Source organism: Methyloceanibacter sp. (assembly GCF_058506495.1).
On record NZ_JBZMXT010000070.1, the window covers coordinates 1 to 11,275 of the forward strand.

Annotated in this window: 10 protein-coding genes, 2 pseudogenes and 1 riboswitch; of the genes and pseudogenes, 6 read left to right on the forward strand and 6 right to left on the reverse strand. The window is 59.0% G+C overall.

Going from position 1 to position 11,275, the window contains the following annotated elements; translation table 11 throughout:
- From AC33YF_RS10875 to AC33YF_RS10885, 3 genes and pseudogenes are all read left to right on the forward strand, one after another.
- Nucleotides 1-1,009, forward strand: a 1,009-nt coding sequence (locus AC33YF_RS10875; RefSeq protein WP_491777224.1) for an aspartate aminotransferase family protein, incomplete at its 5' end; no start/stop codon positions are given.
- Between the two features lie 40 nt (nt 1,010-1,049).
- Nucleotides 1,050-1,961, forward strand: a pseudogene (argF, locus tag AC33YF_RS10880) (ornithine carbamoyltransferase); the annotation flags it as partial.
- Nucleotides 1,962-2,122: 161 nt separating this feature from the next.
- Complete coding sequence (locus AC33YF_RS10885; RefSeq protein WP_491777225.1) at nt 2,123-3,064, forward strand: Hsp33 family molecular chaperone; 942 nt, start codon at nt 2,123-2,125, stop codon at nt 3,062-3,064.
- Nucleotides 3,065-3,079: 15 nt separating this feature from the next.
- On the opposite strand, the gene argE is transcribed toward AC33YF_RS10885, so the two are convergent.
- The 3 genes from argE to AC33YF_RS10900 all read right to left on the reverse strand — a co-directional run bounded on the left by argE (nt 3,080) and on the right by AC33YF_RS10900 (nt 6,387).
- Nucleotides 3,080-4,243, reverse strand: a complete 1,164-nt coding sequence (gene argE / locus AC33YF_RS10890; protein ID WP_491777226.1) for an acetylornithine deacetylase — start codon at nt 4,241-4,243, stop codon at nt 3,080-3,082.
- A gap of 4 nt (nt 4,244-4,247) precedes the next feature.
- Nucleotides 4,248-5,447, reverse strand: a complete 1,200-nt coding sequence (gene metZ / locus AC33YF_RS10895) for an O-succinylhomoserine sulfhydrylase (protein ID WP_491777227.1) — start codon at nt 5,445-5,447, stop codon at nt 4,248-4,250.
- Between the two features lie 89 nt (nt 5,448-5,536).
- Nucleotides 5,537-5,614, reverse strand: a riboswitch (SAM riboswitch).
- Between the two features lie 41 nt (nt 5,615-5,655).
- Nucleotides 5,656-6,387 (reverse strand): DJ-1/PfpI family protein, encoded by a 732-nt coding sequence (locus AC33YF_RS10900; RefSeq protein WP_491777228.1) that lies wholly within the window; start codon nt 6,385-6,387, stop codon nt 5,656-5,658.
- Between the two features lie 89 nt (nt 6,388-6,476).
- On the opposite strand from AC33YF_RS10900, the gene AC33YF_RS10905 reads away from it, so the two are divergent.
- Together AC33YF_RS10905 and AC33YF_RS10910 are read left to right on the forward strand one after the other, a co-directional pair.
- Nucleotides 6,477-7,655 carry a 2'-deoxycytidine 5'-triphosphate deaminase gene (locus tag AC33YF_RS10905; RefSeq protein WP_491777229.1) on the forward strand — a complete coding sequence of 393 codons (1,179 nt, stop codon included), beginning with the start codon at nt 6,477-6,479 and terminating at the stop codon, nt 7,653-7,655.
- Nucleotides 7,656-7,728: 73 nt separating this feature from the next.
- On the forward strand, nt 7,729-9,090 hold the full coding sequence (locus AC33YF_RS10910; RefSeq protein WP_491777230.1) for an alanine/glycine:cation symporter family protein: 1,362 nt from the start codon (nt 7,729-7,731) through the stop codon (nt 9,088-9,090).
- 9 nt (nt 9,091-9,099) lie between these two features.
- Here the strand turns inward: AC33YF_RS10910 and AC33YF_RS10915 are convergent, their stop codons facing one another.
- Complete coding sequence (locus AC33YF_RS10915) at nt 9,100-9,345, reverse strand: hypothetical protein (protein ID WP_491777231.1); 246 nt, start codon at nt 9,343-9,345, stop codon at nt 9,100-9,102.
- Nucleotides 9,346-9,482: 137 nt separating this feature from the next.
- On the opposite strand from AC33YF_RS10915, the gene AC33YF_RS10920 reads away from it, so the two are divergent.
- Nucleotides 9,483-10,097: a hypothetical protein gene (locus tag AC33YF_RS10920; RefSeq protein ID WP_491777232.1), complete on the forward strand. Its 615-nt coding sequence runs from the start codon at nt 9,483-9,485 to the stop codon at nt 10,095-10,097.
- A gap of 255 nt (nt 10,098-10,352) precedes the next feature.
- Here AC33YF_RS10920 and AC33YF_RS10925 read toward each other — a convergent pair whose 3' ends face one another.
- Complete coding sequence (locus AC33YF_RS10925; RefSeq protein WP_491777233.1) at nt 10,353-10,748, reverse strand: helix-turn-helix domain-containing protein; 396 nt, start codon at nt 10,746-10,748, stop codon at nt 10,353-10,355.
- 144 nt (nt 10,749-10,892) lie between these two features.
- Nucleotides 10,893-11,275 (reverse strand): annotated as a pseudogene (locus AC33YF_RS10930) (radical SAM protein); the annotation flags it as partial.

The following is an 11,275-nucleotide window of genomic DNA, read 5'->3' on the forward strand; positions in this document are numbered from 1 at the left end:
GCATAAAGTCTGGCATGTCTCAAACCTCTACAGCATTGAGGAACAGGAGAGGCTTGGCCAGCGTCTCTGCGATGCGACTTTCGCGGATCGCGTGTTCTTTGCAAACTCCGGCGCCGAGGCGGTTGAGGCGGCGATCAAGTGCGCGCGTCGCTATCACTTTGCTAACGGCGCACCCGAACGTTACCGGTTGATTACGTTCGAGGGCGCTTTTCATGGCCGAACTCTCGCCGCCATTGCGGCGGGCGGTCAGGCGAAGCAGCTGGAGGGCTTCGGGCCGCCCGTTGACGGTTTTGACAAGGTCACGGGATTCGATATTGACGCCGTCAAGGAGGCGGTAACGGAGCAGACCGCTGGTGTGCTGCTGGAGCCCATCATGGGCGAGGGCGGCATGCGCGAAGTGCCCTATCGCTTTCTGCAAGACCTGAGAGCGCTGTGCGACGAAGAGGGCCTTTTGCTGGTCCTGGACGAGGTTCAGTCGGGTGTGGGCCGTACGGGACGCTTCTATGCCCATGAATGGGCGGAGATCACGCCGGACATCATGTCCTCAGCAAAGGGGCTCGGTGGTGGCTTTCCTGTTGGCGCTTGCCTAACCACGGAAGCAGTCGGTCAGGCAATGGTCCCCGGGACGCACGGGTCGACGTTTGGCGGGAACCCCATGGCAATGGCCGTTGGAAACGCCGTATTAGATGTCGTTCTTGAGCCTGGCTTTCTCGAACATGTCGCGCAGATGGGCTTAAAGTTGAAGCAGCAGCTGGCCGGTCTCGCCGACGGGCATAGCGAGATCATAGCCGAGATAAGGGGCCAGGGGCTCATGATGGGACTGCGTTGCAAGCCTGAGAACGTCAAACTCGTCGCAGCGCTCCGTGATAGGGGCATGCTTACTGTCCCTGCGGGCGACAATGTTGTGCGGCTGCTGCCGCCTCTCATTGTCGGCGAGGATGAAATCGATCTCGCTACGCAAACTATCGACGCTGCCTGTGCCGACCTTAAGTCCGACATGAAAAGCTAAAGTCCGTCGCGTTAGCCCCCTCACTCAAGACATATCGTTCATGCCTCTCAAGCCTTCCCATTTTCTCGATCTTGATGCGCTGGACGCGCAGACCTTGCGCGCGATTGTCGACACGGCCGCGGCGCTGAAGAAAGCGCGCAAGACGCCGAAGGCCTTTGCTGTTCCCGAAGGCGCAGTGCTAGCGATGATTTTCGAGAAGCCTTCCACACGAACGCGCGTTTCCTTCGAGATGGCCATAAACCAACTTGGCGGCGGCGCTATCGTGCTGAATTCTCAGGACATGCAGCTCGGCCGGGGCGAGACAATCGCCGATACGGCGCGGGTGCTTTCTCGGTATGTCGACGCGATTATGCTGCGGACCGGCCCGCATGAAGGGCTCATGACATTTGCCGAGCACGCGGAGATTCCCGTGATCAACGGTCTCACGGCAAGGTCACACCCGTGCCAGATCGTGGCCGATATCTTGACCTTTGAAGAGCACAAGGGACCGATCCAAGGTCGCGTCGTCGCCTGGCTGGGCGATGCGAACAACGTGGCCACGTCATGGGTCCACGCCGCAGCGCGATTTGGATTTACGCTGCGACTTGCATCGCCGCCTGACTTCGGGCCGGATCCAGACCTGCTGGGCTGGGCCCGTGCAGAGGGTGCTGCGGTCGAAGTCGTTGAAGATGCGCGGGCGGCGGCCAAGGGAGCGGATTGTGTGGTTACGGACACCTGGGTTTCGATGGGCGACAAGGATGTCGAGGCGCGAAAGAGCGCCCTTGAGCCTTTTCGGGTCGACGAGGCTCTGATGAGCCTTGCAAACCCCGATGCGGTTTTCATGCACTGTCTGCCAGCGCATCGAGGCGACGAGGTCACCAATGCGGTGATGGACGGCCACCAATCTGTCGTTTGGGATGAAGCCGAGAACCGTCTCCATGCACAGAAGGCGATCTTGGTTTGGTGCTTGAACGATGGACGTCTGCCGGCGGAAAACAAACCGTCGCGCAAGACCTCGCCCGCAAAGAAGTCCACAACCAAGAAGGCAGCGACCAAAAAAGCGACCGTCAAAAAGAAGGTGAGGGCCAAAAAGAGTACGCCGAATAAGCGCGCTGCCACTGGAGGGGACAAGGGGTGAGCGAATCCGCCTCCGAAGAGGCGACTGCATTCTGGTTGCCGACGGACGACGTCATTCTCCCATTTCAGGCGGAACAGGCCGATGTCCTCGGACGACTCGTCAAGCTCGGGCCGACAGTCGATACGATTCTATCAAGACATGATTACCCAGAGCCCGTATCGCGTCTCCTGGGAGAGGCTGTCGCGCTTACAGCGCTGCTTGGCGCCTCGCTAAAGGCAGAGGGCAAGCTGATCCTCCAGGCATCTACCGACGGTGCCGTCGATTTGCTCGTCGTCGACTTTGTGGTTCCCGGATCGATGCGGGCCTACGCTCGTTTCGACCAAGCTAAGTTAGCGGCGCTCGATCACGACGACGATAGTGCTCTGCTCGGGCACGGCCATCTCGCCATGACCATCGATCGGGGCGTGGACACGGAGCGCTATCAAGGCGTCGTCCCGCTCGAAGGCTGCGGGCTGACAGAGGCGGCGGATACCTATTTCAAGCAATCCGAACAGCTGCCGAGCTTTCTGCGTCTGGCTGTAGCGCGGCACTTTCAGGCTTCAGAGAACGGCGAGGGTCTATGGACTTGGCGGGCAGGAGGGCTGCTCGTCCAGAAGCTGACGCGGGAAGGCGGGGTTGTCAGCCCAAAGCGGTTCGAGGAAGACTGGACCCGCGCGAAAACGCTGGCGGAGACGGTCGAGGATCACGAGCTGCTTGATCCGACGCTGGCGCCCGAGAGACTCCTGTTCCGTCTCTTTCATGAGGAACAGGTCAGGGTCTACCGGGCTATTCCACTCTCGACCTATTGCAGCTGTTCGCGCGAGCGCGTGAGGGAAATGCTTCAGCGCTTCTCGGGCGAGGAGCTGAAAGACATGGTGGTCGATGGACAGCTCTGGGTGAATTGTGAGTTCTGCGACGCCCGCTTCGAGTTCGACCCCCAGGAGTTCGGCGCCACTTAGGTTTACGGGTTGCGGCTAAGAGCGTATTCGCTCCGTCAGCTTCGCCAAGAACACGAGGCATGACTCTATCTGCGAAACAGTGACGAACTCATCGGCTGTGTGGGCCTGCTCGATATCACCAGGACCGCAGACGACGGCCGGACAGCCGGCATCCTGAAACAGGCCAGCTTCCGTCGCGTAGGATACGCCGGAAGCACGGTTTGCACCCGTAAGACTCAGCGCTAGAGAGATGGCCTCGGATTTGGGTTCCGCCGAAAAGGCAGGCACTGCCGTCTCGGTCTTCGTGTCGACCGATGCATGCGGTGCGACCGCGCGCATACTCGGCAGCAACTTATTCTCGGCAAACGACGCGAGCCTAGCGGGCAGATCCTTGGCCTTCGTGCCAGGCAGACCTCGGAGCTGCCATAAGATGTCGCAGTTGCGCGGAACAATATTTGGCGCGGTTCCGCCATCGACCATGGCGACCATGACCGTCGAATAGGGCGGGTCGAAATGAGGGTCGTTCTCGACATCAGCCACCTCGGCGGCGATGCGGTCGATTTCCTCGACAAGTCGCGAAGCGGCTGAGATCGCGTTGACGCCGATCGCCGGCATACTTGAATGGGCCTCTTTGCCGGTGACCGTGGTGCGGAACACGTCGATACATTTGTGTCCGTCGATGACTTGCATGCCTGATGGCTCGCCGACAATTACGACGCGCGGGCGCGGCAAATCCTGTCCAAAGCGCGCAATCATCGGACGGACGCCAACGCATCCAACTTCTTCGTCATAGGAGATAAGGATGTGAATGGGCTCCCGGAGCAGTGCCGACTTGAACAGCGGCACGGAAGCGAGCACACAAGCGAGGAAGCCTTTCATGTCGCATGTGCCACGGCCGTAGAGCTTGCCGTCCCGCTCGGTAAGCGTGAATGGATCGGAGGCCCAGGACTGCCCTGTAACCGGTACGCAGTCGCTGTGGCCAGACAGGCCCACACCGCCGTCGCCTTCGCCGATGCTTGCGAACAGGCAAGCCTTCTTTCCATCGCCGTCGGGCACAAGAGTCGAGGCAACGCCTTGACCCTCCAAATAGCCCTGCACGAAAGCAATCAGTTCGAGATTCGACTTCGCGCTCGTCGTATCGAAGGCAACGAGCTTTGCGAGAAGCTCAGTTGCGTCTTTCGTGCTTGTGTGTGGCGCCATTCTATTAAGTCAACTTTGCCAGGGCCTGGTCGAGATCGTCCTCAAGATCGCCAACATCCTCAAGGCCGACGGAGAGGCGGATCGTATTGTCGAAAATACCGAGCTCCGCGCGTGCCTCGGGTGTCAGCCGTTGATGCGTCGTTGTCGCCGGATGGGTGGCAAGGCTCTTAGCGTCGCCGAGATTGTTGCTGATGCTGAAGAGCTGAAGCGCATTCAACACAGCAAACGCGTCCGCCTTAGTCTCGCCGACCTCGAAGGCCACGAGCGGTCCGCCGAACGCCATTTGTTTTTTGGCTATGTCATGTTGCGGGTGGTCCACCCGACCAGGGTAGTGGACCCGTGTGACACCTTGTTTGTCTGCAAGAAAATCGGCGATCCGAGCTGCGGACTCGCAATGACGGGCCACGCGCAATGGCAGTGTCTCCAAGCCCTTCAACAAAACCCATGCGTTGAAGGGGCTCAGGGATGGCCCCGTGTGCTTCAAGAAAGTATGGAGCGTCTCCTCAATAAAGACCTTGGGGCCGAGCACTACACCGCCAAGACAACGCCCCTGACCATCGATGTGCTTCGTCGCCGAATAGACGACAATATCCGCACCGAGCGCCATCGGCCTCTGACCGAGCGGCGTTGCGAACACGTTGTCGACAATCGTGAGCGCGCCGCAAGCCTTTCCGAGCTTTGCTACGGCTTCGATGTCAACCAACTCAAGAACAGGATTGGTGGGCGTTTCAAAGAATAAGGCTTTGGTGTTGGGCCTTATCGCTGCCTCCCAGGCCTTTAGATCTCCGCCGTCGATGAGGTTCGATTCAATGCCGTAGCGCGGCAACAGGTCCTCTACGATGTAAAGGCAGCTGCCGAACAAAGCACGACCGGCAACGACGTGATCGCCGGCCTTGAGGTGACAAAGCATCGACGCGGCAACCGCGGCCATGCCGCTCGCCGTCGCGCGGGCAGCCTCTGCACCCTCCAGCGCGCACATGCGCTGCTCTAACATCGCGACCGTCGGGTTGGCGTAGCGGCTATAGACATACCCATCCGCCTCGCCTTTGAAACGCGCCTCGGCGTCTTCGGCATTCTCGTAGACATAGCCCGAGTTGAGGAAGACCGCTTCTGAGGTCTCGCCGAACTGGCTGCGAAGCGTACCTTCATGAACCAGCCGTGTGGCGGCGCTCCAAGCCTTGCGGCTATTGGTTTTCCCGGCCATGACCCACTACTCCTCGCATGTCGTTCATATCAGGGGCTATTGGCCGGCGGCACAAAAATACCCGGACTTGGCAAGCGCCAAAAGCCGGGTCTCAAGTGTCCGCGGCCTTTTAGCGACTTGTTTAACGTGGCTGCAAGCCGGCCGGCCAAATCACCACAACGGAATTAATGTCGCCTAGGGGAGGGGTCGTCAAGCAAAAGGGGAGCAATCACGCCTCGGTGACGCCAGTCAAGCCAAGCTGCCGGGCTATCTCCTGGGCCGTTTCTTTACGCTGATCGGTCAGCTTCGCGGTCGTGCTTCGAACTTTCTCGAGGACCGCTTGTGGCGCGTTGTCGGGCGTGCCAGCCGTGAAGGGCGGCTCGGGAGCGTACTGCATGGCGAGTTGGATCGCTTGCGCTGCCTCCTGTCCCCGAAGCATCGCTGCCACTCTGAGCGCCCCGTCTATGCCTGATGTTACCCCACCGGCGCAGACCAAATTGCCGTCCACAACCACACGCGCATCGACAGGCGTCGCGCCGAAAAGGGGCAATAGATGTTGAACGGTCCAGTAGGTGGTGGCCCTCCGCCCTCGCAACATCCCCGCCGCCCCGCAGATCAGTGCGCCTGTACACACAGAGAGAACGATTTTGGCGCCTACCGCCTGCCGCCGTATCCAGTCGAGCACGGGCTCATTGTGCATCAGGGCTTCCTGCCCCGGTCCCCCCGGGACGTGCAGTACGTCCAGTTGTGGCGCGTCCGCGATGGTTGCGTGCGGCATCAGCAGGAGGCCGCCGGCGTCCTGCACCGACCCAGCGCCAAGGCCGTAGAGGCGGGTGGTGGTGTTCGGCATGCGGGCAAAGACCTCGAAGGGTCCCGTGAGGTCGATTTGATCTAGCTGCTCGAATAGCAAAGAGCCTATTTCGAGTGGCTCATCGTCTGAAATCTGGCCTTCCGGGATCATGCGATGCCTTCTAATGTTCGTTGTGAATCCGGGGGAGAAGCGCATTCGTAGGATGACCCGCGACACGCCAAATGCAATGAAGATCGGTTATGAGCCAACCCGACCAGCTTTTTGAGGAACTTCCAGAGCGGCCCACACCAGGCGCTCAGGCGCTGCCGCGTCGGACCGGTGTGCTTCCGTCTCAGGCTATTCGTTCGCTCATTGCGGCTGGCGAAGTCGCAGGCGTGCCCGAGATCGAAGAGGCTCAGATCCAGCCCGCGAGCCTGGATCTGCGCCTGGGCAAGAAGGCCTATCGTATCCGCGCAAGTTTCCTGCCGGGTCGCGGCGCTACGGTCCGAGACAAGCTCTCCGCGTTGACGTTCCACGAGATCGACCTGACGAAGGGTGCCGTCCTTGAGGCGGGTTGTGTCTACCTCGTTCCCCTTCAGGAGCACCTTAAGCTGCGAGGCACTATCGCAGCCATTGCGAACCCCAAGAGTTCCACGGGCCGGCTCGACGTCTTTACGCGGTTGATCGCAGATCACCAGGAGAGCTTTGATCGTGTCGAAGAGGGTTATCAAGGACCGCTTTTTGCAGAGATTTGCCCGCGCAGTTTTTCGATCAAGGTTCATACCGGTACCCGGCTGAACCAGATACGTTTCCGCCGCCGCGTAAGTCAGCAGGCGGACGAAGCGCCTAGTCGCATTGGCGACAAGAGTCTCAGAACCATTCACACTGATTTGGGACTTGTCGAAGGTGAGGCGGCAATCCGTGACGGCCTCAATCTTCGTATTAGTCTTGCTCCAGTGGAGCCGGCGGGCATCGTGGGATATCGGGCGCGCCGGTATGCGGGTGTGATCGATATGGACAATGTCGGTGGCTACGATGTCAATCAGTACTGGGAAGCGGTTTATCTTGGGAGCGATCAACGTCTCGTCCTGGATCCACAGGAGTTCTATATCCTCGCCTCCAAGGAGAGTGTTGCAGTGCCGCCGGAGTTCGTGGCCGAGATGGCGCCGTTCGACCCGATGATCGGCGAGTACCGCGTCCATTATGCCGGTTTCTTCGATCCAGGCTTCGGCTATGTCGCCGGCAAAGCGCCAGGGGCGAAGGCAGTCCTAGAAGTGCGCAGCCTCGACATCCCCTTCATCGTTGAGGATGGACAAATTGTCGGAAGGCTTGTCTATGACAGACTTACCGAGGTGCCCGACACTCTTTACGGTCAGGGCATCGGTTCGCATTATCAGGCGCAGGGGCTGAAACTGTCCAAGCATTTTCGTCAGTCCTAAGCCTATTTTCCATCCGGTCGGCTCCGTCTTGGGGAAACAGCCGCCCACAAGCGATTAGCGGGGGGCGATCGCCATGCAGTCACTGACGCAGACCGTTGAATGGTTGAGCGGCGTTGTGTGGGGCGTGCCCATGCTGACGCTCCTACTGGGCGTTGGGATCTATCTGACGATCGGTCTTCGCTTTCGCTCCATCCGCGACTTGCCTTTCGCGCTTGCTCTTCTATGGCGCGGACGCATCCCCGACGGTAAGGGCGAAATTGCGCCCTTCCACGCCCTGATGACTGCGCTTGCAGCAACGATCGGGACGGGCAACATCGCCGGTGTCGCGACAGCAATCTTTCTCGGAGGGCCAGGCGCGGTCTTCTGGATGTGGATGACGGCACTGGTCGGCATGGCCACCAAGTTCGCGGAGGCCGTTCTGGCCGTGCGCTATCGAGAGGTCGACGAGAATGGCAAGTATGTCGGTGGGCCCATGTACTACATCAAGAATGGGCTTGGACCGCGTTGGGCTTGGCTGGGTGGCATGTTCGCGATCTTCGCCGGGTTCGCGGGTTTCGGTATCGGCAATATGGTACAGGCCAACTCTGTTGCCGCCGCGCTAAATGGCTCATTTGGGATCCCGCTTTGGCTGACGGGATGCATTCTCGCGACGCTCGTCGCTCTCGTTCTGGTTGGCGGCATCAAGCGGATCGGCACGGTCGCAGGAACCCTCGTGCCGCTTATGGCCGTAGCCTATGTGGGTGCCGGTACTGTGGTTCTGTTCCTGCACGCCGAAGCAGTCCCGAAGGCCTTTGGGCTCATCTTTGAGCATGCATTCACAACGATTGCGGCGACCGGTGGCTTTGCTGGCGCGGCCGTTTGGGCAGCCATACGGTTCGGTGTTGCGCGCGGCGTTTTCTCCAATGAAGCGGGGCTCGGTTCCGCGCCGATCGCGCATGCGGCAGCTCAGTGCAAGGGGCCTGTTAGCCAAGGTCTTGTCGCGATGCTTGGGACCTTTATCGACACGATCATTGTCTGCACGTTTACGGCGCTTGTGATCTTGAGCACGGGCGTATGGACCAGCGGGAAGACCGGCGCGGAACTGACGTCTCTTGCATTCTCGACATCCCTTCCTGGCATTGGCGGTGAGATTACTTCGGTTGCGTTGGCCGTGTTTGCATTCACGACGCTGCTCGGCTGGAGTTACTATTGCGAGCGCTCCTGGCAGTATCTGCTGGGCGTAAAGTCCATCATCCCATTTCGTATTTTGTGGTCGCTCGCGCCTGTTCTTGGCGCAAGCGTCAAACTTAGCTTTGTATGGCTGCTCGCAGACACAATGAACGCCCTGATGGCGATTCCGAACTTGATCGCCTTGGCGCTTCTTAGTCCCGTCGTCTTCGCCTTGGCGAAGGAATTCTTTGCCACGCGAGGAAAATCGGAAAACAATCCGTACTAAGATTGAAAATCATCCGGCAGCCCTGTTGGCGTTGTCTGCCCACATCAGAAATCCGAGCGCCGCGGCATTGGCCACTATCCACAGCAGCGTTGCTGCTATGCGCATAAGCATGGGACGATCGAGCGTCCCCGCCCGGGCCCGTCGGCTGTACCAGAGCCAGAGCAGTACGAGTGGCAGGATCAGCAACGCGAGCGACAGAGCAAGATAGGCGCCTCGTAGGATCGGATTGGTAAGCGCCTCGGCGATTGCATGCATGCTGCGGCACTAGGATGGGAGTGCTATCGGGGGCAATGCTGTTCAATTGCCGTAGCCCTGGAGTGGCGTACGGACGACCGGTGTGCGATTGTCACGACCTCCACGGGGAACAACAATTCGGACGTCTAGGGAGAAAAATGAGACACGTTGCGATCGCATTCCTGTTTGGCTTGGTTGCAAATGTAGGCATAGGGGGTCCCAGTCTCGCGCAGAGCGTTCAGGATCTCGCAAAGGAAGCGGCAAGTGATGTGAAGCGGGGCAACGATCTTGAGGCCTATAATACGATTCGAAAGGCCGCGATGAGGATTTGGCAGCGTGGTCCGCTCTTGTTCCGCGAGGCCCTCTTCGTCAAGTCCGCTCCCACCGGCTACGGTATTTACGACCCGCGTCCCAACAATGTCTTCGAGCCCGGCGAAAAACTCTTCATCTATGTGGAACCCGTTGGGTTTACTTGGAAGAAGCAGGGTGGACTTAATCGCGCGGAGCTTGTCTCTGATCTGGTTTTGAAGGGTGCCGATGGTGAAGTGTTGGGCGAGCAACCAGGTTTCGGTACGTTCACCTTCGACAGCCGCGATACCAACATGGAAGTAATGACGGCCCTAACGATCGACTTCACCGAAGCGCCGGCTGGGAAGTACGTGGCCGAGCTGAAATTCACCGACAAGTTAGGAAAGAAGTCCGCCTCCTTCGAGCTTCCCTTTGAGATCAAAGGCAAAAGCGCCGGTGACAGCGAGGCCGACAAGGACGAGTAACCGAGGCAGCTAAAGCTGGGGTCGACAAAATCGCCGATCCTGATCCGGCCGCGAACTCGCCGCAGTGGTGTCGCTCGCTGAACGTATTGCTCAACTATGCAATCATCAAAGTTTGAGCATGGGCTGCTGCCATTTGTGCAGTACCTAAAGCTTGCGGAAGCCGAGTTATCTAGGGTCCCGGTAGAGACTACTGACCAAGAAAATGCCGGCGACGATGGGCCGCCGCCGGCTAAGCGGCATCGACGCTGACGAGAACTACTTGGCTCTGTTTTCTTGGGATTTGCTTTCGGCGATGCCTTCGACGAGGCTTACAACCGAGCGTCGTAGCCCAGCATCCTCGATATCGGCGAAGGCCTGAACCAAGCGCAACGCTTGTTGATCGCCGACGAACCGGATGGGTGACACCGGGTCATCCGTCTGGGGACCAGCGCCATCAAAAAACGCATGGATTGGCACGTCGAGGGCTGTAGCAATTTGCATGAGCCGACTTGCGCCAACACGGTTTGCGCCGTTCTCGTACTTTTGAATCTGCTGAAATGTCAGACCGAGTAGGTTTGCGAGGTCGGTCTGTGACATTTTCCTCTCAAGCCGCCAGAACCGGACGTTGTGCCCAACTATCACATCTGTCTGTTGCGGCGATTTCTTTCCCATTTTAGCTCCTGTGGTCCTCTCAAAGCCGATAACCAATTACGGTTGTTCACGGCACCACAATAACGCTAATCGTGCAAAAGACACCTCTTTTGGATTCACTATAGGATACAACGTGAAGTCACAACGCCCCGCAATAGGATAAGCCTATTCAGGGCTGCCCGCAGAACAGGATCCACCGCCTAGAACGCAGAATCGCGCGCAGTGTGGATGACACAGTTTCACGGCGCCATGGTCGAAAAGATCGCCGTCTGCCAATGCTGCTTCAGCAAGCGTTGACCCCATCCCGAAGCGCGGCAGGTCGGTCAATAGTGTGCAGGGTAAGACGACGGGGCGGTTATCACCGCGCAGTTTTGCGATCATTCGGCTCGACGCACACATCATGTCGGATGGCGAGACATCTAAGATACCCCAGCAAGCATCGCTGATTTCCGGCACATCTTCTCTCGCATTCATCTCTGGAAACAGGACGAGTGCATCCTGACGTTCTGCAGCGATCGGCCAGGATCGTGACTGTATCAACGCCGCAT